This is a genomic window from Variovorax nivicola, from assembly GCF_051216475.1.
GTDB lineage: Bacteria > Pseudomonadota > Gammaproteobacteria > Burkholderiales > Burkholderiaceae_C > Variovorax.
The window spans coordinates 192,455-216,484 of record NZ_JBPJZK010000002.1; the positions used below are offsets into that span (position 1 = coordinate 192,455).

The 24,030-nt window shown below is 66.8% G+C and carries 25 protein-coding genes; 15 read left to right on the forward strand and 10 right to left on the reverse strand.

All coding sequences use genetic code 11. The features are described 5' to 3' along the window. The first annotated feature begins 31 nt into the window (after positions 1-31). From ACSFBF_RS09400 to ACSFBF_RS09435, 8 genes are all read left to right on the forward strand, one after another. A complete protein-coding gene (locus tag ACSFBF_RS09400) occupies positions 32-1,039 on the forward strand; it encodes a hydroxyquinol 1,2-dioxygenase (RefSeq protein ID WP_435466253.1) in 1,008 nt (335 codons plus the stop codon). Between the two features lie 133 nt (positions 1,040-1,172). Beyond that, entirely contained in the window at positions 1,173-2,636 is a 1,464-nt protein-coding gene (locus ACSFBF_RS09405) for an aldehyde dehydrogenase family protein (RefSeq protein WP_435467393.1), read from the forward strand. Between the two features lie 44 nt (positions 2,637-2,680). Further along, the gene (locus ACSFBF_RS09410) at positions 2,681-3,934 is read left to right on the forward strand and encodes an ABC transporter substrate-binding protein (RefSeq protein WP_435466254.1); all 1,254 of its coding nucleotides are present in this window, start codon (positions 2,681-2,683) and stop codon (positions 3,932-3,934) included. Between the two features lies 1 nt (position 3,935). Then, the gene (locus tag ACSFBF_RS09415; RefSeq protein WP_435466256.1) at positions 3,936-4,655 is read left to right on the forward strand and encodes an ABC transporter ATP-binding protein; all 720 of its coding nucleotides are present in this window, start codon (positions 3,936-3,938) and stop codon (positions 4,653-4,655) included. Then, on the forward strand, positions 4,652-5,368 hold the full coding sequence (locus ACSFBF_RS09420) for an ABC transporter ATP-binding protein (protein ID WP_435466258.1): 717 nt from the start codon (positions 4,652-4,654) through the stop codon (positions 5,366-5,368). Before ACSFBF_RS09415 ends, ACSFBF_RS09420 begins: the two co-directional genes overlap by 4 nt. Next, complete coding sequence (locus ACSFBF_RS09425; RefSeq protein WP_435466260.1) at positions 5,361-6,224, forward strand: branched-chain amino acid ABC transporter permease; 864 nt, start codon at positions 5,361-5,363, stop codon at positions 6,222-6,224. The genes ACSFBF_RS09420 and ACSFBF_RS09425 overlap by 8 nt, the downstream gene beginning before the upstream one ends. A gap of 14 nt (positions 6,225-6,238) precedes the next feature. Further along, on the forward strand, positions 6,239-7,246 hold the full coding sequence (locus ACSFBF_RS09430; protein ID WP_435466262.1) for a branched-chain amino acid ABC transporter permease: 1,008 nt from the start codon (positions 6,239-6,241) through the stop codon (positions 7,244-7,246). Positions 7,247-7,380: 134 nt separating this feature from the next. Beyond that, positions 7,381-8,388, forward strand: coding sequence for a Bug family tripartite tricarboxylate transporter substrate binding protein (locus ACSFBF_RS09435; protein ID WP_435466264.1), 1,008 nt, complete (start codon positions 7,381-7,383; stop codon positions 8,386-8,388). Between the two features lie 21 nt (positions 8,389-8,409). Here the strand turns inward: ACSFBF_RS09435 and ACSFBF_RS09440 are convergent, their stop codons facing one another. Continuing rightward, positions 8,410-9,867 carry an esterase-like activity of phytase family protein gene (locus ACSFBF_RS09440; RefSeq protein ID WP_435466266.1) on the reverse strand — a complete coding sequence of 486 codons (1,458 nt, stop codon included), beginning with the start codon at positions 9,865-9,867 and terminating at the stop codon, positions 8,410-8,412. Positions 9,868-9,945: 78 nt separating this feature from the next. Further along, entirely contained in the window at positions 9,946-10,731 is a 786-nt protein-coding gene (locus ACSFBF_RS09445; protein WP_435466268.1) for an IclR family transcriptional regulator domain-containing protein, read from the reverse strand. Between the two features lie 149 nt (positions 10,732-10,880). On the opposite strand from ACSFBF_RS09445, the gene ACSFBF_RS09450 reads away from it, so the two are divergent. The 4 genes from ACSFBF_RS09450 (at position 10,881) to ACSFBF_RS09465 (ending at position 14,606) form a co-directional block, all read left to right on the forward strand. After that, on the forward strand, positions 10,881-11,582 hold the full coding sequence (locus tag ACSFBF_RS09450) for a 3-oxoacid CoA-transferase subunit A (RefSeq protein WP_093057570.1): 702 nt from the start codon (positions 10,881-10,883) through the stop codon (positions 11,580-11,582). Beyond that, a complete protein-coding gene (locus ACSFBF_RS09455; RefSeq protein ID WP_130421487.1) occupies positions 11,579-12,232 on the forward strand; it encodes a 3-oxoacid CoA-transferase subunit B in 654 nt (217 codons plus the stop codon). Before ACSFBF_RS09450 ends, ACSFBF_RS09455 begins: the two co-directional genes overlap by 4 nt. 33 nt (positions 12,233-12,265) lie before the next feature. Beyond that, on the forward strand, positions 12,266-13,471 hold the full coding sequence (gene pcaF, locus ACSFBF_RS09460) for a 3-oxoadipyl-CoA thiolase (RefSeq protein ID WP_435466271.1): 1,206 nt from the start codon (positions 12,266-12,268) through the stop codon (positions 13,469-13,471). 130 nt (positions 13,472-13,601) lie between these two features. Then, the gene (locus ACSFBF_RS09465; RefSeq protein WP_435466273.1) at positions 13,602-14,606 is read left to right on the forward strand and encodes a Bug family tripartite tricarboxylate transporter substrate binding protein; all 1,005 of its coding nucleotides are present in this window, start codon (positions 13,602-13,604) and stop codon (positions 14,604-14,606) included. An 82-nt stretch (positions 14,607-14,688) separates the two neighbouring features. Here the strand turns inward: ACSFBF_RS09465 and ACSFBF_RS09470 are convergent, their stop codons facing one another. The 3 genes from ACSFBF_RS09470 to ACSFBF_RS09480 all read right to left on the reverse strand — a co-directional run bounded on the left by ACSFBF_RS09470 (position 14,689) and on the right by ACSFBF_RS09480 (position 17,653). Then, positions 14,689-16,545 carry an ATP-binding response regulator gene (locus ACSFBF_RS09470; RefSeq protein WP_435466275.1) on the reverse strand — a complete coding sequence of 619 codons (1,857 nt, stop codon included), beginning with the start codon at positions 16,543-16,545 and terminating at the stop codon, positions 14,689-14,691. Further along, entirely contained in the window at positions 16,542-17,150 is a 609-nt protein-coding gene (locus tag ACSFBF_RS09475) for a response regulator transcription factor (RefSeq protein ID WP_258352985.1), read from the reverse strand. The genes ACSFBF_RS09470 and ACSFBF_RS09475 overlap by 4 nt, the downstream gene beginning before the upstream one ends. 101 nt (positions 17,151-17,251) lie before the next feature. Continuing rightward, positions 17,252-17,653: a hypothetical protein gene (locus ACSFBF_RS09480; protein WP_435466277.1), complete on the reverse strand. Its 402-nt coding sequence runs from the start codon at positions 17,651-17,653 to the stop codon at positions 17,252-17,254. A 204-nt stretch (positions 17,654-17,857) separates the two neighbouring features. Between ACSFBF_RS09480 and ACSFBF_RS09485 the strand changes: the two genes are divergently transcribed. After that, positions 17,858-19,537 carry an InlB B-repeat-containing protein gene (locus tag ACSFBF_RS09485; RefSeq protein WP_435466279.1) on the forward strand — a complete coding sequence of 560 codons (1,680 nt, stop codon included), beginning with the start codon at positions 17,858-17,860 and terminating at the stop codon, positions 19,535-19,537. A gap of 40 nt (positions 19,538-19,577) precedes the next feature. Here ACSFBF_RS09485 and ACSFBF_RS09490 read toward each other — a convergent pair whose 3' ends face one another. After that, on the reverse strand, positions 19,578-20,000 hold the full coding sequence (locus ACSFBF_RS09490; protein ID WP_435466281.1) for a ribbon-helix-helix domain-containing protein: 423 nt from the start codon (positions 19,998-20,000) through the stop codon (positions 19,578-19,580). 83 nt (positions 20,001-20,083) lie between these two features. Beyond that, complete coding sequence (locus ACSFBF_RS09495) at positions 20,084-20,662, reverse strand: DJ-1/PfpI family protein (RefSeq protein ID WP_435466283.1); 579 nt, start codon at positions 20,660-20,662, stop codon at positions 20,084-20,086. 360 nt (positions 20,663-21,022) lie between these two features. On the opposite strand from ACSFBF_RS09495, the gene ACSFBF_RS09500 reads away from it, so the two are divergent. Next, on the forward strand, positions 21,023-21,439 hold the full coding sequence (locus tag ACSFBF_RS09500) for a hypothetical protein (protein ID WP_435466285.1): 417 nt from the start codon (positions 21,023-21,025) through the stop codon (positions 21,437-21,439). Between the two features lie 22 nt (positions 21,440-21,461). Here ACSFBF_RS09500 and ACSFBF_RS09505 read toward each other — a convergent pair whose 3' ends face one another. Then, positions 21,462-21,977: a DinB family protein gene (locus tag ACSFBF_RS09505; protein ID WP_435466287.1), complete on the reverse strand. Its 516-nt coding sequence runs from the start codon at positions 21,975-21,977 to the stop codon at positions 21,462-21,464. 124 nt (positions 21,978-22,101) lie between these two features. Here ACSFBF_RS09505 and ACSFBF_RS09510 point away from each other — a divergent pair, with 124 nt between their 5' ends. After that, positions 22,102-22,704 (forward strand): TetR/AcrR family transcriptional regulator, encoded by a 603-nt coding sequence (locus tag ACSFBF_RS09510; RefSeq protein WP_435466289.1) that lies wholly within the window; start codon positions 22,102-22,104, stop codon positions 22,702-22,704. A 4-nt stretch (positions 22,705-22,708) separates the two neighbouring features. Here the strand turns inward: ACSFBF_RS09510 and ACSFBF_RS09515 are convergent, their stop codons facing one another. After that, on the reverse strand, positions 22,709-22,939 hold the full coding sequence (locus ACSFBF_RS09515; RefSeq protein WP_435466291.1) for a hypothetical protein: 231 nt from the start codon (positions 22,937-22,939) through the stop codon (positions 22,709-22,711). A gap of 140 nt (positions 22,940-23,079) precedes the next feature. Further along, positions 23,080-24,030 (reverse strand): bifunctional Delta(1)-pyrroline-2-carboxylate/Delta(1)-piperideine-2-carboxylate reductase, encoded by a 951-nt coding sequence (gene lhpI / locus ACSFBF_RS09520; RefSeq protein WP_435466293.1) that lies wholly within the window; start codon positions 24,028-24,030, stop codon positions 23,080-23,082.

A 24,030-nucleotide genomic window follows, 5' to 3' on the forward strand; every position in this document is an offset into this window, starting at 1 on the left:
TGAACGCACCCGAACCCAGGAGCCACACACCATGAACGCCCCCGCAGAACTCGCCAAGGTGATCGCGTCGCAGCCCGACGCCACGCTCGGCTACAAGGACTTTTCGCTCGGCAGCTTCAGCTTTCGCCGCGACGAATACTTCGTGCACATCGGCTGGAAGACCCGTGACGGCCGCCCCATGAGCCACACCATGGACGCCGGCAGCTACCTGCGCGCGCTGATGCGCGACGTGGCCTGGGGCTTCTTCTACGGCTGGGTCAACTTCGACGACGTGTTCGGCACCGTCAACCACTACGAGTCGGTCGACCTGTACGCCGGCAGCTTCAACGGCACCATGAAGGACGCCGGCATCGACCTGCTCGAGAACTTCCCCACCGCGCAGATCCGCGCCACCTTCGAGGCCATGCTCGACGACTGGACCAACGAGAGCTTCGACCCCTTCGCCGCGCCGCAGGAAACCGGCTCGCCCTACGGCCGCAAGAACGGCAACAACACCGCCAAGATCACCAGGGCGCGTGAACTCGCCAAGCGCTGCGTGGGCCTGAAGGGCGACCTCGACCTGCGCAGCGACGAACGCGGTGCGCCCGTCAACCGCGCCTTTGCCGACGTGCCGCAGGGCCAGCCCGAGCTGCACCCCGAGCCCGGCTTCGAGAACGAGGTGCACGCCTTCAATCTCTTCGGCTTCCTGAGCCGTTCGCAGGTCACGTGGAACCCGAGCTTCACCTCGGTGGTGAAGCACAGCTACATGTGCCCGACGACCGAGGAGCACATCCTGCCGATCATCCACGGCAACGACCGCGTCGAGTGGTTCTTCCAGATGACCGACGAGATCCACTGGGACTGCGGCGACAAGAACACCGGCAGGCCCATGGCCCGCGTGATCATGAAGGCCGGCGACATGGCCGCCATGCCCGCCTACTGCCGCCACCAGGGCTTCAGCCCCAAGCGCTCGATGCTGCTGGTGTGGGAGAACGGGTCGCCGAGCCTGGTGTTCGAGATTCAGAAGGGCGAGTCGCCCGAGATTCCCGTGCAGTTCTGAACTGTCTTTCTCCCTCCCCCTCTGGGGGAGGGCAGGGGTGGGGGCTCTGCGAGCCCGCGCCCCCTTTGAAGATGCCCCCACCCAACCCTCCCCCAGCGGGGGAGGGAGAGGAACGACCATGCCTGCACTGTCCATTCGCCACCAGCTCTTCATCGACGGCCGTTTCGTCGACGCCGAATCCGGCGAGACCCTCGCCACGCTGAACCCGCACGACAACACGCCCATCGCCCACGTCGCGCTGGCCGGCAGGGCCGACGTCGACAAGGCTGTCGCCGCGGCGAAGCGCGCTTTCCCCAGATGGAGCCGCATGGCCGCCGCCGACCGCGGCCGCATCCTGCTGAAGCTCGCCGATCTCATCGAGGCCAACGGCGAAGAACTCGCGCGCCTCGAATCGCTCGACACCGGCCACCCGATCCGCGATTCGCGACGGCTCGATGTGCCGCGCACGGCGGCGTGCTTCCGCTACTTCGGCGGCATGGCCGACAAGTTCCAGGGCGAGACCATTCCGGTCGAAGAGGGCTTTCTCAACTACACGCTGCGCGAGCCCGTCGGCATCGTCGGCCAGGTGGTGCCGTGGAACTTCCCGCTGATGTTCACCAGCTGGAAGATGGCACCCGCGCTCGCGGCCGGCAATTGCATCGTGATGAAGCCGGCGGAGATCACGCCGCTCAGTTCGCTGCGCATCGCCGAGCTGATGGCCGAGGCCGGCCTGCCGCCCGGCGTGGTCAACATGCTGCCGGGGCTGGGCAGCGTGGCGGGCCAGTACATCGCCGAGCATCCGGAGATCGCCAAGATCGCCTTCACCGGCAGCACCGCCACGGGCCGGCGCATCGTGCAGGCCAGCGCGGGCAACCTGAAGAAGGTGCAGCTCGAACTCGGCGGCAAGGGGCCGAACATCGTCTTCGAAGATGCGAACCTGCAGGCCGCCATCAACGGCAGCGCGTGGGCCATCTTCCATAACCAGGGGCAGGCCTGCATCGCGGGCTCGCGGCTGATGCTGCACGAGAAGATCGCCGATGCGTTCCTCGAGCAGTTCATTCCGCTTGCGAAGTCGATCCGCCTCGGCAACCCGCTCGACGAGGCAACGGAGATGGGCCCGCTCACCAGCGCGCAGCATCGCGAACGCGTGCTGAGCTATGTGGAAGTGGCGCAGGGCGAAGGCGGCGAACTGCTCGCGGGGGGCAAGTCGCCCGGCGGGGATCTGGCCAAGGGCTGCTACGTCGAGCCGACCGTGATGCGTGCGAAGTCGTACAAGGACCGCGTCGCGCAGGAAGAGGTGTTCGGCCCCTTCGTCACCGTGCTCACCTTCAAGAGCGACGAAGAAGCGATGCAGATCGCCAACGGCACTGACTACGGCCTCGGCAGCGGCCTGTGGACCAACAACCTGCAGCGCGCCCACAAGGTCGCGCGCGACCTGCACGCCGGCATGGTCTGGATCAACAGCTACAAGCGCGTGAACCCCGGCTCGCCTTTCGGCGGCGTCGGCCAGAGCGGCTACGGCCGCGAGATGGGGTTCGATGCGATGCGCGAATACACGCAGGTCAAGAGCGTGTGGGTGAACGTCGACGCGCAGATACCGCCGCACTTCGCGCGCTGACCCCTGATCGGGCGGCATCAAAAACACAAGAGACGGAGACAACCATGACATTCAATCGCAGACAGTTCACGCAGGCCACGGCCGCGCTGGTGGCCTCGGGCGCGACGCCGCTGGTGTTCGCGGCCGACACGCTGAAGATCGGCTACGTGTCGCCGCAGACCGGCCCGCTCGCGCCCTTCGGCGAGGCCGACAAATGGGTCATCGACCAGATGAAGACCGCCTTCAAGGACGGCATCAGCGTCGGCGGCAAGAAGTACGCGGTGCAGATCGTGCTGAAGGACAGCCAGTCGAATCCCAACCGCGCGGGCGAGGTGGCGAACGACCTGATCCTGAAGGACAAGGTTGCGCTGGTGCTCACCGCCGGCACGCCCGAAACCGCCAACCCCGTGAGTGATGCGTGCGAACTCAACGAGGTGCCCTGCATCTCCAGCGTGGTGCCGTGGCAGCCCTGGTTCTTCGGCCGCAAGGGCGACCCGGCGAAGGGCTTCAACTGGACGTACCACATGTTCTGGGGGCTCGAAGACGTCATCGCCAACTTCACCAACGGCTGGAAGACGCTTGCCACCAACAAGAAGGTGGGCGGCCTGTTTCCGAACGACGGCGACGGCAACGCCTGGGGCGACAAGGAACTGGGCTTCCCCAAGCCGCTCGCGCAGATGGGTTTCACGCTCACCGACCCCGGCCGCTTCCAGAACGGCACGCAGGACTTCAGCGCGCAGATCGCGGCCTTCAAGAAAGAGGGCGTCGAGATCGTCACGGGCGTGGTGATTCCGCCCGACGCCAAGACCTTTCTCACGCAGGCGCGGCAGCAGGGCTTCAAGCCGAAGATCATCACGCTCGGCAAGGCGCTGCTGTTCCCCGGTGCGATCGAGGCGCTGGGTGAGCTTGGCGATGGCCTCTCGACCGAGGTGTGGTGGAGCCCTTCACATCCCTTCACCTCTAGCCTCACACAGCAGAGCGCGAAGGCGCTGGCCGATGCTTATGAAGCCGGTGCGAAAAAGCAGTGGACGCAGCCCATCGGCTTCGCGCATGCACTCTTCGAGGTGGCTGCCAACGCACTCGGGCGCGCCAAGTCGCTGAAGGCTTCGGACGTGCGCGACGCCGTGGCATCGACGTCGATCAACTCGGTGGTCGGCCCGGTGAAGTGGGGCGGGCAGGGGCCGTTCAAGAACGTCAGCAAGACGCCGCTGGTGCTCGGCCAGTGGGGCAAGGGGAAGAAGTACAAGGTGGAGCTGACCATCGTGAACAACGAGGCGGCAACGAACATTCCAACCGGCGGCAAGCTGCGGCTGCTCTGACATGACGCTGCTGGCACTGCATGCCGTGAGCAAGTCTTACGGCGCGCTCAAGGTCACGGACGACATCACGCTGTCGGTGACCGAAGGCGAGACGCTGGGCATCCTCGGGCCCAATGGCGCGGGGAAGACCACGCTGTTCAACCTGATCTCGGGCGACGTGCGCGTCGATGCGGGGCGCGTCGAATACGCGGGCCGCGACGTGACGCGGCTCAAGCCGCACCAGCGCTGCCACGCGGGCATCGGGCGCAGCTACCAGGTGCCGCAGCCTTTCGGAAACATGAGTGTGTTCGAGAACCTCGTGACCGCCGCCTGCTTCGGCGGGCAGCAGACCGAGCGCGAGGCCTGGCAGACGGCGCACGAGGTGCTGGAGCAGACGGGGCTGATGGCGCATGCGAACAAGCCCGCGGGCGGGCTGACCCTGCTCGACCGCAAGCGGCTGGAGCTGGCGCGCGCACTGGCGACGCGGCCGCAGTTGCTGCTGCTCGACGAGATCGCGGGCGGGCTGACGGAGCCCGAAGCGGCGGTGCTGGTCGGCGAGCTCAAGCGCATCAAGGCGCGTGGCGTGACGATGATCTGGATCGAGCACGTGGTGCATGCGCTGCTGTCGCTGGCGGACCGGTTGTTCGTCATCAACTTCGGGCAGAAGCTGGCGGAGGGGGCGCCGCGCGTGGTGATGAACGACCCGGAGGTGCGGCGGGTGTACATGGGGATGGAGGCATGAGCGCGCTGCTCTCCACCCACGCCCTCAAGGCCTTCTACGGCGACGCCCAGGCCTTGTTCGGCATCGACTTCTCGCTGAGCCGGGGCGAACTCGTTGCCATCATCGGGGCCAACGGCGCGGGCAAGTCGACCTTCCTCAAGAGCCTCACGGGCCTCGTGCGTGCGCCGCGTGAAGCGATCAGCTTCAAGGGTGAGCCCATCGGTGGGCTGCCTCCCGGTGACATCGTGCGCCGCGGCCTCGCCATGGTTCCCGAAGGCCGTCGCCTGTTTCCCAGCCTCAGCGTCGAGGAGAACCTGCTCATGGGCGCCACCGCTGCGCGCAAGGGGCCGTGGAACCTTCAGCGCCTGTACGCGCTGTTTCCCATCCTCGCCGAGAAGCGGCACCAGCCGGGCACCTCGCTGTCGGGCGGTCAGCAGCAGATGGTCGCGCTCGGCCGCGCGCTCATGAGCAACCCCGAGCTGCTGCTGTGTGACGAGCTGTCTCTCGGCCTCGCGCCCATCGTCATCCGAGAGATCTATGCCGCCATGCCGACGATCACCGGCGAGGGCATGACCGTGGTCATTGTCGAGCAGGACGTGACCATGGCGCGGCAGGTCTCGCAGCGCATCTACTGCTTCCAGGAAGGCCGCGTGTCGCTCGAAGGCAATTCCGCCGACCTCACGCGCGAGCAGATCTCGCAGGCCTACTTCGGCATCGAGGCTACTCATGCTTGAAACCCTCGTTCAAGGCGTTCTGCTCGGTGGCCTCTACACGCTGTTTGCGCTGGGCCAGTCGCTGATGTTCGGCGTGATGCGGCTGACCAACACGGCGCAGGGCGACTTCATCATCCTCGGCGCGTTCGCGGTCATCGCGGGCGTGTCGCTCACGGGCGATGCCATGTCCTGGCTCGTGGCGCTCGCGGTGCTGCCGGTGGCCTTCGGCTTCGGCTATGCGCTGCAGCGCTACGTGCTCAACGGCACGCTCGGCAAGGACCCGCTGCCTTCGCTGGTGGTCACCTTCGGCCTGTCGATCGTCATTCAAAACCTGCTGCTCGAACTGTTCTCGGCCGATCCGCGCGCCATCGAGACCGGCGGGCTCAACACGCAGGGCATTGCGCTGGGCGATGCGATGTCGCTCGGCGTGCTGCCGCTCATCGTGCTGGCCATCGCGGTCGTTGCAACGGGCGCGCTGCAGTGGCTCTTTGCGCGCACGGCGTTGGGCCGGTCGTTTCGCGCGGTGTCCGACGACCGCGAGATCGCCGAGCTCATGGGGCTGAACGCGAAGAAGGTCTACGCGCTTGCCACGGCCATCGCATTCGTGCTGATCGCCATTGCGGGCGCGCTGCAGGGCATGCGAACGACCGTGTCGCCTTCCGACGGGCCGCTGCTGCTGCTCTTCGCGTTCGAGGCCGTGATCATCGGCGGCATGGGGTCCTTCTGGGGCACGCTGGCCGGCGCGATGATTCTCGGCATCACGCAGCAGATCGGCTTCAGGCTCGATCCGGGCTGGGGCATCTGGTTCGGGCACATCGTGTTCCTCGTCGTGCTGGTGCTGCGGCCGCAGGGGCTCTTTCCGAAGACGCGTGGATAAAGCGGATGACAAACATGCCTCCCCCTCTCATCGCCGTCGAACGCGCCACCGCCGCGAGCCGTGCCGCGCTCTTCGTCGGCGTCGCCCTCGTGCTCGTTGCCGCCAGCCTCCCGTGGTGGGGCGAGTCGAGCTGGATGCGCGAGTTCGTCGAGATCGCCTGCTACTTCATCTTCGCGATGATGTGGAACCTGCTTGCCGGCTATGGCGGCATGGTGAGCATCGGGCAGCAGGCCTTCTTCGGCTTTGGCGGATACGTGATGCTGATGCTCGGCAACTTCGCGGGCATCAACCCTTTCATCGCGATACCGCTGGGCGCGCTGGCGGCGGGGCTCATCGCCATACCCGTTTCCTTTGTCGCGTTTCGTTTGTCGGGCGGCTACTTCGCCATCGGCACCTGGGTCATCGCGGAGGTGTTTCGACTCAGCTTTGCGAACGTGTCGGCGGTGGGCGGCGGCTCGGGCACCACGCTGACCGCGCTGCGCGGCATCGAGAAGGCCACGCGCGAAAGCACCACCTACTGGATGGCGCTGGCCTGTGTGGTCGCGGCCATCGCGCTGGTGTACCTGTTCCTGCGCAGCAAGCGCGGCCTGGCGCTGCTGGCGATACGAGACAACGAAGTGGCGGCCGAGTCGCAAGGCATTCCGGTCGCGCGCATGAAGCTGGCGGTGTACGTGGTTGCGGCCTTCGGCGCGGGGCTCGCGGGTGCGCTGTATTTCGTGGGCAACTTGCGCATCAGCCCCGATGCGGCCTTCAGCGTCAACTGGACGGCTTTCGCCATCTTCATGGTGGTCATCGGCGGTATCGGGCGCATCGAGGGGCCGCTGGTGGGCGCGCTCATCTTCTGGGCGCTCAACAAGTTCCTGAGCGACTACGGCACCTGGTACCTGCTGGGCCTGGGGTTGCTGGCGATCCTCGTCACGCTGTTCTTCAAGCAGGGGTTGTGGGGTTATGCGCAGCAGCGTTGGGGCTGGTCGCTTTTTCCGACGCAGCGGCGGTTGCTAGGGGCTTCATCGCGAAGGTGAAGTGCTGTCGCGTCCGATGCGGAAAAGGCCCTGCGCAAACCTCCTTCTGACTTGCGCAATACAGCATGATCCTGTAACGTTTGAAACAAAGTGGTGACATTTCACCACTTCTTTTCATCGCTCTGGAGCCTCCCTTGACGATCACCAAACGCCGCTTGCTCGAAGGCGGCGCTGCAGCCGTTGCCACTTCGTTGTTCGCACCGGGTTCCTGGGCCCAGCAGCGCCCGGCAGCCGGTGCCGACGCCTGGCCGACCAAGCCCGTCCACATCCTCGTGGGCTTTCCCGCTGGCGCATCGCCCGACCTCGCGACTCGCGCCATTGCAGAACCTCTTTCGAAGATCCTGCGCCAGCCGGTGGTCGTCGAGAACAAGCCCGGCGCCAGCGGCAACACCGTGGCCGATCTGGTGGCCAAGGCCACTGACGACCACACCATCGGTGCGTTGATCAACGGCAACCTCACCATTGCCAAGCTGCTCAACCCGGCGCTGCCTTTCGACCCCGAGAAAGACTTCGCGCCCGTCGGCCTCATCGGCACCGCGCCGCTGGTGCTGGCGGTCTCGGGCAGCGCCACGGGCAAGACCGCGGCCGACCAACTGCTGTGGGTGCGCAACCTCGGCAGTAGCGGCAAGTACGGCACGCCGGGCGTGGGCACGGTGGGCCACCTGGGCATGGAACTCATCAAGAGCCGCGCGGCCATCACCGCGCAGCACAAGCCCTACACGGGCAACCCGCAGGTCATTGCGGGTCTGCTCGCCAACGAGATCCAGTTGGCGCTGCTGCCGCCCGGCCTCGCGTTGCCGCACATCAAGTCGGGAAAGATCAAGGCCATTGGCGTGACCTCGCCCGAACGCAGCCCATTGGCCAGCGAGCTGCCCACCATTCGCGACGCGGACGTGCGCGGCGCTGATCTCGAAATCTGGACCGCGCTGGCCGCACCCGCCGGCATGAAGCCCGCGGCCGTCGTCAAGCTCAACGCCGCGCTGGTCGAAGTGATCAGCTCGCCCGAGGTGAGCGAGGCGTTGCTGAAGACGGGCTGGCAGGCACAGCCCGGCTCACCCGACACGCTGGCCAAGCGCATGCGCGCCGACACCACGCGCCTGGGCGGCGTGATCATCATGAAGGGCATCCACTCGGAGAGTTGACCGAGGGAGCCCCGGCTCTCTTTACGTCTTCGACGCGACGCGCTTGAACAGCGCCTGGTCGAAGCGGATCGTGATGACCTCCGTGTCGTCCGGCTTGCCGGGAACCCGGCCGTCTTCCGTCGGAAAGTTGGTGTCGATCGCAACGGCCAGCGTGTTGTCGTCCACCACCTCGACGCTCTCGACCGAATCGAAGGGCATGCTGAACTTGCCGGCCACCACGCCGGCCAGCGGGCCGCCGATGTCCGTAGGGTCGGAGATGTTCAGCAGGTCGACCAGCAGCGTCTTCTTCAGCACGCCGTCGGCGTCTTTCACGTCGAGGTCGACCATGTACAGGCGCTTGACCACGGCCTTGGAGCCGAACAGGCTGTCGCGCTCGATCAGCACGAACTTGTTGCCGCCGACGTTGGTCATGTCGCCGATCACGATCTGGTTGTCCTTGGCGGGACCATCCTTCTTGTAGACCGGGTTCTTGCCGGTGTAGAGCATCGAGGCGGGATCGAACTCGAAGAAGTTCAGATAGCGCTCGTCGTCTGCCACGGGCCGCAGCGAGGCCAGCGAAGGCGCCGCTTCGGGCACCGCGTAGAGGCGGCTGCTGTCGCCGTTGAAGGCCAGGCTCTCGAAGCCGCGGCTCGAGAGCGAGGTCACGGTGGCGCCGTCGTTCATCACCAGCGGGTTGGAGGGGCTGCGCAGGAACGGGTGGGGCACCGGGTCGCCCATCAGCGTGCCGTTCTTGTCGAAGTGCAGGATGTAGGGGCCGAACTCCTCGCCCACGAAGTAGGTGCCGTCTTTCGCGCGGGCGATCGACTCGACGTCGAGATCGAAGCCCGTCAGCAGCCGGCCGCTGACGATGCGCGAATCCACGGGCGTGCCGCTATCGACGAGCTTGTTGTCCGTGACTTTCTGGTAGTTGGCGTAGTCGGCGGTGATCTTCAGGTCGACGCCCTTGCCGTCTTTCAGGAAGCCGTTGGCGTCGTTGAAATTGACGTGGCTGTTCACCTTGATGGTGCCGGGAACCGTCGTGCCGTTGGGCACTGTGCGGAAGTCGATGCTGACGTTGTAGAAGCCGACCACGAAATCGCCCGAGTTGCCCTTGCTGCCGTAGCCGTTGTCGGGCATGGCGGTCCAGGTGCCGTCGTCGTTCTTCAGCAGTGCCGAGAACCCTGGGAGCGGTTGACCATCGACGAAGGGCGGCGTCACGCCGAGCGCGGCGGTGATGAACTGGCCTGTGGTCGGGCCGGGCCAGCGGAATGTATCGGCCAAGGAGGCCCAGCCGGTCAGCTTGTGAGGCAATCCTGCAGTGTTGTCCTGCGGTGGCTGCGGAGCAGGTGCGGGCGCAGGCGCCGGAGCGGGCGTTGCCGCCACCGGAGGTAAGGCGATGCCGCCTCCGTTACCGCCACCGCACGCGGCGAGGGCAGCAGAAGAAACGACTGCCAGCATCAAGTGACGCGGCAAGTTGGACGAGGCGAAGCGAACGGACATGAATGGACCCTCCCATGGTTTTTAGTGCGAAGCGCAATCTAAAAAGCCGGTGTGACGTGTCCATGAATACCCATTCGATCAGAGCATTCGAGAAATCCGATCCGCCGCTTCGCGCAGCGCGGGCAGCATCGTCTCCTGCATTGCCTTCGCACTGGTGCGGTTCGCCTGTCCGCTGATGTTGAGCGCGGCCACCATGCGCCCTTGCCGGTCGACGATGGGTGCGGCCACGGAGATCAGGCCTTCTTCGAGCTCCTGGTTCACCAGGCACCACTGCTGCTTGCGTGCCTGCGCCACCTTGGCCATGAGCGCGTCGATGTCGGTCAACGTGTGCTTCGTGAGCGCCTCGATGTTCGAGGCTTCGAGCCGCGCGCGCACTTCGTCGTCATCGAGGTCCGCCAGCAGCAGCCGGCCCAGTGACGTGCAGTAGGCCGGCAGGCGGGAGCCCACACCCAGATTGATGTGCATGATTTTCTTCGTCGGCACGCGCAGCACGTAGACGATGTCCGTCGCATCGAGCACGGCGGCAGAGCACGACTCCTGCACCTGCTGCACCAGCGCTTCCATCACCGGCTCCGCGCGGTTCCAGATCGGCATGGACGAGAGATACGCAAACCCCAGGTCGAGGATGCGCGGCGTGAGCGTGAAGAGCTTGCCGTCGGTCACCACATAGCCGAGCGTCTGCAGCGTGAGCAGGATGCGCCGTGCTCCCGCGCGCGTCAGCCCGCTGCCGGCGGCCACCTCGCTGAGTGTCTGGTGCGGTGCATTGGCGCTGAACGAACGGATCACCTGCAGCCCCCGCGCAAAAGACTGCACGTAGCTGTCGCCGGGCGCGGGTGTATCGGGTTGTGTGGGGCGGGTTGCCATGGTGCGCGATCCTCTCTAAAATTCATTATACGAACAAATGTTCTTTAGACGAACAAATCGGCGGTTCGCAGAATCAGTCGGCGTGTTCAGGCGGTTCGTTTCTTCGCCTTCCTCGCTTTCTTTTTTCTTCACTCCCGGAGACAGGCTTCATGATCAACAAGATCGCGCGCTCGGTCGCCGATGCCCTGGCAGGCATCCCAGACGGCGCCACGGTTCTCATCGGCGGTTTCGGCACCGCCGGCATTCCCAACGAACTCATCGAGGGCCTCGTCGAGCAGGGCGCCAAGGACCTCACCGTCGTCAACAACAACGCCGGCAACGGCGAGACCGGCCTCGCGGCGCTGCTCAAGGCCGGCCGCGTGCGCAAGATCATCTGCAGCTTCCCGCGCCAGGCCGACAGCCAGGTGTTCGACGGGCTCTACCGCAGCGGCAAACTCGAGCTTGAGCTCGTGCCCCAGGGCAACCTGGCCGAGCGCATCCGTGCCGCGGGCGCCGGCATCGGCGCCTTCTTCTGCCCCACCGGCTACGGCACGCAGCTCGCGGGCAACCGCGAGACCCGCGAGATCGACGGCAAGCAGTACGTGCTCGAGTACCCCATCCACGGCGACGTGGCGCTCATCAAGGCCGAGCGCGGCGACCGCTGGGGCAACCTGGTCTACCGCAAGGCCGCACGCAACTTCGGTCCGGTGATGGCCATGGCCTCGAAGAAGACCATCGCCACAGTGCACGACATCGCCGAACTCGGCACCCTCGACCCCGAGACCATCGTCACCCCGGGCATCTTCGTGCACCAGGTGGTGCGCATCGAACGCGTCGCCACGCAGGCCGGCGGCTTCAAGAAGGCAGCATGACCATGACCACCACGTACACACGTCGCACCAAGGACCAGCTCGCCGCCCGCGTGGCGCAGGACATCTTCGACGGCGCCGTCGTCAACCTCGGCATCGGCCAGCCCACGCTGGTGGCCAACCACCTGCCCAAGGGCCGCGAGGTCATCCTGCAGAGCGAGAACGGCATCCTCGGCATGGGCCCCGCGCCCGAGGCCGGCGAAGAAGACTACGACCTCATCAACGCCGGCAAGCAGCCCGTCACGCTGCTGCCGGGCGGCTCGTTCTTCCACCACTCCGACAGCTTCGCGATGATGCGCGGCGGCCACCTCGACATCTGCGTGCTCGGCGCGTTCCAGGTGTCTGCCACGGGCGACCTCGCCAACTGGCACACCGGCGAGAAAGACGCCATTCCCGCAGTCGGCGGCGCAATGGACCTCGCCATCGGTGCCAAGCAGACGTGGGTCATGATGGATCTGCTGACCAAGCAGGGCGTGAGCAAGCTGGTGAAGGAATGCACCTATCCGCTGACCGGCATCGCCTGCGTCAAGCGCGTGTACTCCGACCTCGCCACGCTCGAATGCACGCCGCAGGGCCTGAAGCTGGTCGACCTCGTCGACGGCCTTAGCCGCGAAGAACTCGAAAAGCTCGTCGGACTTCCGATCGCAGCCTGATCCTTTTTCAAGCAATCAAAGAGAGACAGCTCCATGACCAATCAAGCCTTCATCTGCGACGCCGTTCGCACCCCCTTCGGCCGCTACGGCGGTTCGCTCAGCAGCGTGCGCGCCGACGACCTGGGCGCCGTGCCGCTCAAGGCGCTGATGGAACGCAACAAGAATGTCGACTGGCAGGCTGTGAGCGACGTGCTCTACGGCTGCGCCAACCAGGCGGGCGAAGACAACCGCAATGTGGCGCGCATGTCGGCGTTGCTGGCGGGCCTGCCGCTCGAAATCGGCGGCGGCACCATCAATCGGCTGTGCGGCTCGGGCCTTGACGCCGTGGGCACCGCGGCACGCGCCATCCGTGCAGGTGAAGCCGGCCTGATGATCGCCGGCGGCGTTGAAAGCATGAGCCGCGCGCCCTTCGTCATGCCCAAGGCCGAGAGCGCCTTCAGCCGCAACAACGCTGTGTACGACACCACCATCGGCTGGCGCTTCGTCAACAAGCTCATGAAGGCGCAGTACGGCGTCGACTCCATGCCCGAGACGGCTGAGAACGTAGCCACCGACTACAAGATCGAGCGCGAAGCGCAAGACCTGATGGCGCTGAACTCGCAGCTGCGCGCCGTGGCCTCGCAGAAGTCGGGCTTCTTCGACGCCGAGATCGTGCCTGTGAGCGTGCCGCAGAAGAAGGGCGACGCGATCATCGTCAACAAGGACGAGCATCCGCGCGAGACCAGCCTCGAATCGCTCGCCAAGCTCAAGGGCGTTGTGCGCCCTGACGGCACCGTGACGGCCGGCAATGCCAGCGGCGTGAACGACGGCGCCTGCGCACTGCTGCTGGCCGACGAAGCCAGCGCAGCGAAGCACGGTCTGACGCCGCGCGCCCGCGTGGTCGGCATGGCCACCGCCGGTGTCGCGCCGCGCATCATGGGCATCGGCCCCGCGCCCGCCACGCAAAAGGTGCTGGCGCTCACCGGCCTCACCATCGACCAGATCGACGTCATCGAACTCAACGAAGCCTTCGCCGCCCAGGGCCTTGCCGTGCTGCGCCTGCTGGGCCTGAAGGACGACGACGCTCGCGTCAACATCAACGGCGGCGCCATCGCGCTGGGCCACCCGCTCGGCGCCAGCGGCGCGCGTCTGGCCACCACCGCCGTCAACCAGCTGCACAAGGGCGGCGGCCGCTACGCGCTGTGCACTATGTGCATCGGCGTGGGGCAGGGCATTGCGGTGATTCTCGAACGCGTCTGATCGCGCCGCGAACACACGACGACAAAAAGATAACCAGAGAAGCAAGAAGACAAGGCCATCGGAAGCCGCAGATATAGCGGCCCGATGGCATTTTTTTAACCCAAGAGGACAGAGAGAAAAGGATCAGAGGATGAAGAACCACACGTCGAAGACAACGCGCCGCAGCGCCGGCCTGGCTGCGCTTGCGCTGGCAACTGCAGCCCTGCTGCCTGCAACGGCACCGGCACAGCAGGCCTTTCCCAGCAAGCCCGTGCGCATCATCACGCCGTTCCCCGTGGGCGGCGGCCCCGACGGCGTGGCGCGCCTGGTGGCCGACAAGCTCTCGCGCGCCTGGGGCCAGCCCGTGGTGGTCGAGAACCGCCCGGGCGGCAACGGCTTCATCGCCATCGACGCCTTCAAGCGCGGCGCCAAGGACGGCCACGACATCATCGTGCTCGACAACGTGCACCTGGCCGCGTATCCCGCGCTGTTCAAGAAGCTGCCGTACGACTCGGCCAAGGACTTCGACGCGCTGCTGCCGCTGTTCAAGACGTATTTCTTCTTCACCGTTGCCACCAACAGCAAGTACAAGACTGTGGGCGACATGATCGCCGACGCCAAGGCCAACCCCGGCAAGCTCGACTACGGTTCGTGGTCGGTCGGCAACCCGGTGCACCTGGGCTCCGAGCTCTTCGAGTCGGCCACTGGCACGCAGATGGAACACGTGATCTACAAGGAGACCACGCAGCTCTACACGTCCGTGGCAACGGGCGAGCTGGCCTTTGCACTGGGCAGCAGCGCCACGGCCGGCCCGCTGCAGCGCGCGAACAAGCTGCGCTTCCTGGCGGCTGCCGCGCCGCAACGCGTGGCAGCCTTCCCCGACGTGCCGACGGTGTCCGAGTCAGGTGGTCCGAAGGGCTTCGAAGTGATCGGGTGGAATGCGATTGCGGTGCCGAAGGGCCTGCCCGCATCGGTCACCGAGAAGATCAAGCGCGACATCGAGAAGGGCCTGGCCGAGCCCGATGTGCTGGAGAAGTTCAAGAGCTTCGGCTATGAGCCCTTCCCGACCACGCGCCCGCAGTTTGATGAGTTCGTGGCGAGCGAGACGAAGCGGTTCACCGACGTGATCCGCAAGGCGAGCGTTTCGCTGGATTGATCGGGTTGCGCAGGCAGCCTGCGCCGATCTGACCGCCATGCGGTCCCCCGCGAAAGCGCCGGGGCCGCTTTTGTTTGCGGCATCACTCGGCAACGCCTTGCCGACCGAGTGCCTGAATGTGACCCAGAAACGCCCGAAGCTGGGAGGGCCGCACCGGCTTCACGATGACCGGCAGCCCCGCCGCGCGCGCCGCATCCAGATAGTCGCCTCCCACATCGCCGGTGACGATCAACGCGGGCAGTTCGGCCTCGTTCAGTGCTGACCGCAGATCCTCGATGGCCTGGATGCCGCTCACTTGCGGCCCCAGTCGCAAGTCCACCACCAGCGCGTGGGGCCTGAAGCCGGCGTGGAGCACGTCCAGTGCACCCCCGACATCGCTTGCGGATCGGACGTCCATTCCCCATGAAGCGAGCAGCCCGTCAAGCGCCTGCAACGAGCTCGGGTCATCGTCGACCACCAGTATTCGCACCGCCAATGGGGTGGCCGATGACGATGCGGCGGGTCGCTCGACATCCTCCCTCTGTTCGCTCATGGCGGCATCGGCCAAGGGGAGATGAAGTTCGAACACGCTGCCTTGCCCCTGTACCGAGCGGGCAGTCACCTGAAGGTCCAGCAGTTCGCTCAGCCGCTTGACGGTGGCCAGCCCCAGGCCGTAGCCCAGCCGCCGGTCGCGCGCCGGATTGTCGACCTGGTAGAACTCCTCGAAAACGTGCGGCAGATGCTCGGAAGAAATGCCGATGCCCGTGTCCTCGATGGTCAGCTTCAACCGGTCGCCGTCGATTTTTTGGCTGCTGATGCGCACCTGTCCCTCGCGCGTGTAGCGGATGGCATTCGCCAGCAGGTTGGTGACCACCCTGGCCAGCAAGGCCCGGTCGCTGCGCACGGCCACATGGCCGGCGGAGATTTCGAAGCACAGCCCCTTCGCGACGGCCACCGCCTGGTGCGGCCGGCAGCAGTCGGCCAGCAGTTCGTCGATGGCGAAGGTCGACCACTGCGGGCTGAGCGAGCCGGCGTCGGCGCGCGTGATGTCGAGCAGGTCGTCCACCACGTCGGTCATGCCGTCGGCGCAGGCCACCAACTGCTCCGACATCTCCTTCACGCGGCGCTCGGTGCTGACGGTGTGCACAGTCTGCGCCAGCAATGCCATCGCATTGAGCGGTTGCCGAAGATCGTGGTTGGCCGAGGCGAAGAAGCGCATGCGCGCGGCCACGGCCTCTTCGGCTGTTCGCCGGGCCGAGCTGCTGCGCTCGTTTTCGGCACTCAGCGCAATCACCAGTTCGGCATTGCGCCGGCGCTGCGCCTGGATCTCGTGAAGCGCTGAGGACAGCTCCCTGGCGCTGAGCAACGTGTAGACGCCGATGAGCGACACGATCGACGCCATGGCCACGTGATAGCTGCCGCCGAACCAGATGTCGCGCAATACCAGCGGCCCGAGAATGAGCACCACATAGACAGTGGCCGCTCGGCCCATCGTGGAGAGCCGGATCGCTCCGCCCAGCGAGACCGTGACCATGGTGATGTGAAGAATGGCCTCGGCCTGCGCCGGCCCGTCGCTTTGCAGCAGCACGCACAGCACACCGAACGAGAAGGCCATGAGCTGGTTGGTGGCCATGATGGGAAGCACCATCGCCGGCAGGTTCGCGCGAAGCCCCGGCCGCAACGCCCAAGCCAGCCAAATGCCCATGCGCGCGGCGACGATGACGCAGTAGACGGCGAACCATGCCTTCACGCGCTGGCCGTCCACGCCGTCCTTGTATTCGAGGTAGCACAGAAACCCCGCGGCGGCGGCCAGGATCCACGCCCAGGGCGTGGAGCGGATCATCTGCTCCAGTTGCTGGAACTGAAGATCCGAGAAGGACAGGCGCGAGGCGATGAAGCCGCGTGCGCGCGGCGCTTGCGCGGGAGAAAAAGAGTCGGAAGTGGAGGGCTCCAGCCTCATCGCAAATCCAGCATCAGCCCCGCGCGCCGCGCCTGCACCAGCAGGTGGGTGCGGTTGCGCGCGTCCATGGTGTCGAGCAGGGCCGTGATGTGGAGCTTGACCGTGCGTTCCGCGATGTTCAGCTCGGCGGCGATCTGTTTGTTCTGTCGGCCTTGGGCGACCAGCAGCAGCACTTCGAGCTGCCGCGGCGTCAGGTTGGAAGCAGGCAGGCCGGCGCGCGGCTGCAGCACATCGAAAGCCTCGCCGCCCGCCGCCACTTCGTCCAGCGCGGCGGCGATGCGCGCCACCGACTGCGACTTTCCGATGAAGCCGGCCGCGCCTGCGGCACGTGCGCGCGCGGCGAGTGCCGGTTCTTCGTCGCCCGAGATCATCAGGCGGGACACGAGGGGGTGCCGGGCGCCGAACAGGCGCAGCCCTTCGAGGCCGTCTTCGCCGCCCAGGCGGTAGTCGATCAGCACGATGTCAGGCGGGCACTGCGAGGCGCGTTCCACGCCCTGCCCCAGCGACAGGGCGGTCTCCACCTCGAAGTCGGGCCGCGCGTGCGTCAGTGCATGCGCAAAGCCGACACCGAACAGCGGGTGATCGTCGACAAGCAGGAGTTTCATGGTGCCGTGATCCTCGGCGCGAGCCCGGCAGGCCGCGCCATCTCCTCGTAGGGCGCCATTGTCCACACCGGTGGGTGTGGCGCGAGCCCGCGCCTCAGTTCTCAGTTGCAACGACCGGCGGCGCGCAGCAGCGCGTTGCAGGCAGGAGCGGGTGCTGGTGCGGTGCCGGTCGCCGGCCTGGCATTGGAACGACGCGCGGACGCGGGCGCATCGCTCTGGCGCATCTCCTGGCAGATGGCGTCGCTGACCACCCGGCCCACCACCGACACCGACCCTTCCACGTAGCAGTTGTACGTGCGGCCGCCGTCGGTCTTGGCCAGGAAGGTCGTTTGCACGCCGCTGTCGGCCCGGTTCGAGATGGTGAACGCAGAGGGCGGCAGGCCCAACGCACGCGAGGTGTTGGTGACGATGGCGTCGTCGGTCACGGCATGCGATGCGCACCCGCCCGCGAGGACGGTGGCAGCGAGAAGCGCGAAGAAGAGGGAGGTGGGTGAAGGTGTCATGCAACGCCGGGAAGTTCAGGGATGCGAGCGAACCCGCACTGGAACCCCCAGCCTAGCCAAACACCGCACTGCGGGAAACAGCACCATCGGGCAGGTGCCCGATGGTGCTATGGCCCGCGCCGAACCTCCTTCCTACGATCCGACCCTCTTGAACGAGCACAGAAGGCGCCGGGCCCCGGTGTCAGCGAACGAGGAATGGCAGTTATGACGAAGAAGAGCGCCTGCAGGCGATGGATGGCTTGTGTGTGGAGCCTGGCCCTGTTGACGGCCTGTGGGGGCGGCGGCGGCGGCGGGGCCGGTGGCGGCTTGCTTCCACCCATCGGCTTTCCGCCACCCGTTGCGGTGACGCATCGGATGGACGTGAGCATCACCGGCGCCGGTCGTGTCGCGTCGCAGCCTGCGGGCATCGACTGCGCCGACAGCTGCGGCGCGGACTTCGCATCGGGCACGCAGGTCACGCTCACGGCCACGCCGGGGGCGGGGCAGGTGCTCGGCAGTTGGGGCGGCGCGTGCAGCAGCAATGCCGGCACCTGCACCGTGCGCGTGGACGCCGCGCTCACCGTCACGGCCGCGTTCGTCGCCGCACCGCCGGTGGTCGGCTGGGGCGATGCGGTCACGCTGTCCGCCGCCGGAGCCAGCTTGCCGAAGGTGGCGGTCGATGCGCAAGGGCGCGCGCTGGTCGTGTGGCGTCAACTCGAGGTCAATTCGCTGACGGACAGGCTGTGGGGCAGCCTCTACCAACCCGGCGGCGGCTGGAGCACGCCGCAGCGCCTCGAGGCCAACAGCGGTGCGGTGCGCGACGTCCGTGTCGCCATCGACAAGCCGAGCGGCCGTGCCGTCGTGGTGTGGACGCAGTTGAGCTCGGTAACGGGCTATGACCTGTGGGCGCTGCAAGTCGACCCATCGACCGGCTGGGGCACGCCGGCGCTGCTGGAAACCGGCAGCGGCACGGTCGGCTTCGCGAGCGCGGGCATCGACGCCAACGGCAATGCCGTCGCCGTGTGGTCGCAGATCGGTCCTGCCACCCGCTTCAGTATCTATGCCAATCGCTACACGCCGGCGGGTGGCTGGGGCACGGCCGCGCTGATCGAGACCGACGAGGTCGTGGGCACCGTGGACGGCGACCCCGCGGTCGTGGTGGCGGGCTCGGGCGAATCGCTGGCCGTGTGGAAGCGCTCCACCGGCAGCAGCGCCTCGCTCTGGACCAATCGCGCCGATGCGGGCGGCACCTGGGCCGCGGCGGCTGAACTCGTGCCCGACGCCGGCACCGCGCAGTCGATCGGCGCGCACGATCTGGCGATCGATGCCGGCGGCAATGCGCTGCTGGCCTGGGGCCAGGTCGACCTGCCCGGCGGCGGCAACCAATGGGAGAGTGCCGTGTGGTTCAAGCGGTTCTCGGGAGGCGCCTGGCAGGGCGGCACCGCACGCGTGGGCGCGCCGTTCATGTCGACGCAGGCCTTGCTGAGCACACCCGTGCTGCGCATGAACGCGGCCGGTGCGGCCGTGGTGAGCTGGGGGCGGCTGGACAACGCGCTCATGGCCGCAACGGCGGCGCCGGGCGCGGCATTCGGTGCGGACACCGTGGTCCGGCCGGCAGCTTCACAGGCGCTGACGAGCCTGCCCGCGCTGGGCGTGGATGACGCGACGAATGCGCTGGCAGCGTGGACCCAGGCCAACGGCGCGGGGACCGGCGACCTCTATGCAGCCCGCCACACGCTGGCCGGAGCTTGGGGCGCGCAGGCGCTGCAGGAAAGCAGCGATGAAGCGGCCCAGACGCCCGACATCGGCATGAACGAACTGGGGAACGCGGTCCTGGCCTGGCAACAGTTTGACCCGGCTGCGGGAACGCGCATCTACATCCGCCAGTACGGTTCTGGCAGATAGGCCTCGCGCTGCTGTGTGCAGTCGCGGGCCGGGGCGGCGGCTAAGCCCGCCGCCGCGCGGCCACGTGGAGCGTGCGCACGCGCGTCTCGTCGGGCGGCTGCGCAGGCGTCGATCTTCCCCACCCCTGCGGCAGCTCATGCAGCACGGTTTCCGCATCGAGCGAGCGAATGGCCACCGAGGTATCGGCCGGAATCCGCCCCTGCGCCAGCAACGCCTCGTAGCGCAAGGCGCTCACCCGCAGGAACGACGCGAAGTTGCCGACCTCGCCGCGCGCAGCCACCAGCTCGTCGTAGAGCCGCTCGATGAGTTGCACCACGACCATGCCGTCGCGCTGCGCGATTTCTTCGAGCACCTGCCAGAACAGGTTTTCGAGCCGGATGCTGGTGACGACCCCGTGCAGCCGTACCGAGCGCGTGCGCGCGTCGTAGCTCTGCGGGTCGGCACTGATGAAGACTTCGCACATGGGCCGTCTCCTTGAGGGGGCGTGGGGTGGTTGGGCGACGCACGCACTGTAGCGCCGCCCATCTGCCGAAGCGAGCCGGCGGCTCAGTGCTCGATGCGCGTGCCCAGCACCGCCAGGAACTGCGAGAGCCACGCCGGGTCCGCCGGCCATGCTGGCGCGGTGACCAGGTTGCGGTCGGTCACGGCCTGGTCGACCGGAATGCCCATGTACTCGGCGCCCGCCAGTTCCACCTCGACCTGGCAGGCCGGGTAGGCGGAGACCTTGCGGCCCTTGAGCAGCCCCGTGGCCGCGAGCAACTGCGCGCCGTGGCACACCGCCGCCAGCGGCTTGTCGGTGGCCAGGAAGTGCCGCGCGATCTCGACTACACGGCTGTTCATGCGCAGGTACTCAGGTGCTCGGCCACCGGGAATGACGAGAGCGTCGTAGGCCTCGGGGCGAACGTCGGCGAAGTTGGCGTTCAGCGTGAAGCGGTGGCCCGGCTTCTCGCTGTAGGTCTGCGCGCCCTCGAAGTCGTGGATGGCGGTGTGAATCCAGTCGCCGGCCTTCTTGTCCGGCGCCACGGCATGCACCGTGTGGCCCACGGCGAGCAGGGTCTGGAAGGGCACCATGGTTTCGTAGTCTTCGGCGTAGTCGCCGCAGAGCATCAGGATCTTGCGAGCCATCTCTTGTCTCCTTCGAATGAGGTTGGAATGCGGCTTGGCGCTGGGGTGCCGCCGGCCGTCGCCGCATTATTCGAAGGAGGAGTGCGCAGCGGGTAGCAGCCGGCTGTGACTCCGCTGCACCGGCCTCGGATGAGCGTCGCGCGCACGCCGCGCGCCATCACGGGCGCGTCTGGTTGAGGGCAGGCGCCGATGCGGTTAACAGAAGTTCGCAAAGATTGCAGAGCGCGCCAAAGAGCTGTGCAGCGCCACAGGGTCGTCATTGACCTGCCTTTTCGCCTGAATAGTCTCGCTCAGGGTTTTCCCGCATCTCCGGGGCGACCTCATCCAGACAGTCAGCCAACTCACAGAAAAGGCCGAACCATGAAGACCACCCAACTCGCCCTCGCTGCAGCGCTCACCGTGCTTGCAGTTGCTTCCGCCAACGCGCAGCAACGCACCCGCGAAGCCGTCGAAGCCGAAGCCATTGCCGCCGCCCATGCGCCAGACCAGAACGTCACGCGCGGCTCGCGTGGCGCCGATCCGTTCAAGTCCGTGGCCGATCCTGAAGCCGTCTACAAGCAGGCCGTCGAAACCGCCAGCGCGCCCAACCAGAACGTGACGCGCGGCTCGCGCGGCGCCGATCCGTTCACGTCCAGCCGCGACCCGGCCCAGGTCTATCAGGAAGCCATGGCCACCGCCGCGGCGCCCGACCAGAACGTGACCGGCGGCTCGCGCGTCAACAGCCGGGTCGTCTCGACCATGCAGAACCCCGTGCTGCAGTCGGCACAGGGCAAGTAAGCAAGCTCCGAAAGCGCCGCCGCTACGCACTGCTCCGCGCGCGGCGCACGGGCTCGGCCTGATGCAGATAGCCGGTGAAGGTGTCGGGCGGCGACGAGCCCGTGAGCCGGGTCAGGATGCGGCCGACTTCGCCCCGGTGATAGCCCGCATGGGTCGCCACGTGGGCCAGCATTTCCTCGCGCGACATCCGCCCCGGGTTTCCGTCGGTGAACGTGAACTCGATGCTTTCCGCAAGTTCCTGCGGATTCAGGCGTGCGACGTAGTCGGCGTACCAGCGATCGGTTTCCCTCACTGATTCGGCCAACGTTTGCAGCAGTGGCGGCTCTTGCGCACCAGTAGCGGTGTAGGCATGCGTCATGCGCTGGACATTCGCGACGAAGATGCGGTCGACGATGCAGGCGTGATTGAAGACGCGAAGCGCCGTGCGGTATTCGTCGGGCGGGCCTTGCCTGGCCATGTCAGCCAAACCCGCAAGCAGCCCTTCGTCGGCCCAGGCCTTGTACTGAAACAGCGAAGTCAGAAGCGTCTGCGTACTCATCACAATCTCCCCTTGAACCATGAAATGCACGTTTCGCGTTTCATCGGATGGCCGCCAGCGTGCGGTCCTATTCTTGAGTGGAGCCTCGAACTTGGGTACTCGCATTCCCCCGCCGCGCAGGACCATGCGCAAAGCGCCGCGCCAGCAGCGTTCGCGCGTCACGGTGGACGTGATCGTCGAAGCCGCAACTCGCGTTCTGGCGCGCCGTGGATGGGCGCGGTTCACGACCAACGAGATCGCGGCCGTCGCGGGCGTCAGCGTCGGTTCGCTCTACCAGTACTTTCCGAACAAGCTGGCGATTGCCGAGGCGATCCGGCAGCGCCATCTCGACGAGGTGCTCGTGGCGTTGTCCAGCGCTGGGGATGACAACGAGGCCATTCCGCTCGACCAGCGGGTGGCGCGGTTTGCCGACGGTGTCATTGCCGCCCATTCGGTCGATGAGGCGCTGCACCGGGTTTTGCTCGACGAGGTGCCGCTCGTGGCACGGTCGAGCTATGCGGAGTTCGAGGCGGAATACCAGCGACGCTATCGGGTGCTGATCGCAACGACCGCGAACACGAGCGGTGGCGCCGGTGACGACGAGACGGCAGCGCGCGTGCTCTCATCTGCCGTCGAAGGGGTTGTCCACGCGGCGGCGCATCGTGGCGACCTGGGCTTGCCCGCGCTCAGAAGCGAACTTGTCAGACTGATCCTTGCCTACCTGCGCGACCGCCAGCAGGCAGCGTGAACGCTCAGGCGTAGGCCTTGGTCGAGCGCAATTGCAGCAAGGCCAGCATGCGCGCTTCCTCCGCATCCCGCAGGCTCTTGGCGGCCCGGCTGGCGGAGTACGACACGTAAAGCGTGTCGATCGCTTTCTCCCAGCACTGGGCCGTCTGGTAGATGCTGTCGGCACTTCCCGGCCTGGCTGGCACGGTGTATCCGGCCTTGTGGAGGATGTTGGCTTTGTGGTCGGTGCTGAGCATGACGTGGTCCCCCCAGTCGATGGTGTGAGGAGCACGATATCCGCGATGCGCCGTGTGCGCTATTGGCCACACGACGTATCGAGATGTAGGAAAAACCCGCCCTCAAGGGGCTTTGGCGGCCAGAAACTAGGCCATAAGGCTTAGGTCATGTCTCTCGATTGCCACACGAGGGTGGCGGCGGTCAGGTCTTCCAGGGCGCTGCCGACGGCCTTGAACACGGTGCGTTCTTCGCTGGTCGAGCGGCCCGGGCACTCCGCGCGGCACAGCGTGGCCAGCGTGCCCCGGACCTCTTCCGCGCGCAGCGTGCCGGCGGCCATCGCGTCGAGCAGATCGCCGGATTTCTGCAGTGCCTCTTCCGTGTCCACGAAGGTTTGCGCGCCTGCAAAGCACTGCACGTCGGCCTCGCGCATCGCGGGTGTGAAGCTGCCGATCAGGTCCAGGTGCGAGCCCGGCGCCAGCCATTCACCGTGCACCAGCGGCGCGGTGGCCAGCGTGGCGCAGCTCACGATGTCGGCCTGGCGCACGGCCGCTTCCAGGTCGGTGACGGCCCGCGCGTTCCAGCCCTCGGCGCGCCACTGCGCGGCCAGCGCTTCGGCGCCTTCGGCCCGGTGGTTCCACACCCACAGTTCGTCGATGGGCCGCACGCTCGCGTGCGCGGCCGGCAGCATGCGCGCGATGCGGCCGGTGCCCAGCACCAGCAGCCGATGCGCGTCCTGCCGCGCCAGAAACGAGGCCCCGAGTGCCGACGCTGCGGCCGTGCGGCGCGCGGTGATCTCGTTGCCGTCCATCATCGCCAGCGGCACGCCGGTGTGCGCGTCGTACAGCACATAGGTCGCATGCAGCCCGGGCAGGCCGCGCGCGCTGTTGCCGGGAAAGATGTTGATGGTCTTGATGCCCAGGAAACCCGCATCGCTCCACGCCGGCATGATGAGCACGGTGCCTTTGCTGCTGCCGCTGCTTGCCGCAGTCTCGATGGCGTGCACATGGCGCGGTGGCACCTGCGCCCCGGCCGCGAAGGCCGCGCGCAGCGCGGGCACAAGCCGCTCGAAGCTCAGTGGTGCGCGAGTGGCGGCTTCGTCGAAATGCTTCAT

Bases quoted from the DNA above. Each gene is read 5' to 3' on its own strand.
- ACSFBF_RS09430 (WP_435466262.1), top strand. From the start codon at position 6,239: ATGCCTCCCCCTCTCATCGCCGTCGAACGCGCCACCGCCGCGAGCCGT.
- ACSFBF_RS09505 (WP_435466287.1), bottom strand. From the start codon at position 21,977: ATGAGTACGCAGACGCTTCTGACTTCGCTGTTTCAGTACAAGGCCTGG.
- ACSFBF_RS09485 (WP_435466279.1), top strand. From the start codon at position 17,858: ATGACGAAGAAGAGCGCCTGCAGGCGATGGATGGCTTGTGTGTGGAGC.
- ACSFBF_RS09470 (WP_435466275.1), bottom strand. From the start codon at position 16,545: ATGAGGCTGGAGCCCTCCACTTCCGACTCTTTTTCTCCCGCGCAAGCG.
- ACSFBF_RS09515 (WP_435466291.1), bottom strand. From the start codon at position 22,939: ATGCTCAGCACCGACCACAAAGCCAACATCCTCCACAAGGCCGGATAC.
- ACSFBF_RS09400 (WP_435466253.1), top strand. From the start codon at position 32: ATGAACGCCCCCGCAGAACTCGCCAAGGTGATCGCGTCGCAGCCCGAC.
- ACSFBF_RS09500 (WP_435466285.1), top strand. From the start codon at position 21,023: ATGAAGACCACCCAACTCGCCCTCGCTGCAGCGCTCACCGTGCTTGCA.
- ACSFBF_RS09475 (WP_258352985.1), bottom strand. From the start codon at position 17,150: ATGAAACTCCTGCTTGTCGACGATCACCCGCTGTTCGGTGTCGGCTTT.
- ACSFBF_RS09480 (WP_435466277.1), bottom strand. From the start codon at position 17,653: ATGACACCTTCACCCACCTCCCTCTTCTTCGCGCTTCTCGCTGCCACC.
- ACSFBF_RS09445 (WP_435466268.1), bottom strand. From the start codon at position 10,731: ATGGCAACCCGCCCCACACAACCCGATACACCCGCGCCCGGCGACAGC.
- ACSFBF_RS09450 (WP_093057570.1), top strand. From the start codon at position 10,881: ATGATCAACAAGATCGCGCGCTCGGTCGCCGATGCCCTGGCAGGCATC.
- ACSFBF_RS09465 (WP_435466273.1), top strand. From the start codon at position 13,602: ATGAAGAACCACACGTCGAAGACAACGCGCCGCAGCGCCGGCCTGGCT.
- ACSFBF_RS09440 (WP_435466266.1), bottom strand. From the start codon at position 9,867: ATGTCCGTTCGCTTCGCCTCGTCCAACTTGCCGCGTCACTTGATGCTG.
- pcaF (WP_435466271.1), top strand. From the start codon at position 12,266: ATGACCAATCAAGCCTTCATCTGCGACGCCGTTCGCACCCCCTTCGGC.
- ACSFBF_RS09490 (WP_435466281.1), bottom strand. From the start codon at position 20,000: ATGTGCGAAGTCTTCATCAGTGCCGACCCGCAGAGCTACGACGCGCGC.
- ACSFBF_RS09455 (WP_130421487.1), top strand. From the start codon at position 11,579: ATGACCATGACCACCACGTACACACGTCGCACCAAGGACCAGCTCGCC.
- ACSFBF_RS09425 (WP_435466260.1), top strand. From the start codon at position 5,361: ATGCTTGAAACCCTCGTTCAAGGCGTTCTGCTCGGTGGCCTCTACACG.
- ACSFBF_RS09495 (WP_435466283.1), bottom strand. From the start codon at position 20,662: ATGGCTCGCAAGATCCTGATGCTCTGCGGCGACTACGCCGAAGACTAC.
- ACSFBF_RS09415 (WP_435466256.1), top strand. From the start codon at position 3,936: ATGACGCTGCTGGCACTGCATGCCGTGAGCAAGTCTTACGGCGCGCTC.
- ACSFBF_RS09410 (WP_435466254.1), top strand. From the start codon at position 2,681: ATGACATTCAATCGCAGACAGTTCACGCAGGCCACGGCCGCGCTGGTG.
- lhpI (WP_435466293.1), bottom strand. From the start codon at position 24,030: ATGAAGCATTTCGACGAAGCCGCCACTCGCGCACCACTGAGCTTCGAG.
- ACSFBF_RS09510 (WP_435466289.1), top strand. From the start codon at position 22,102: ATGCGCAAAGCGCCGCGCCAGCAGCGTTCGCGCGTCACGGTGGACGTG.
- ACSFBF_RS09420 (WP_435466258.1), top strand. From the start codon at position 4,652: ATGAGCGCGCTGCTCTCCACCCACGCCCTCAAGGCCTTCTACGGCGAC.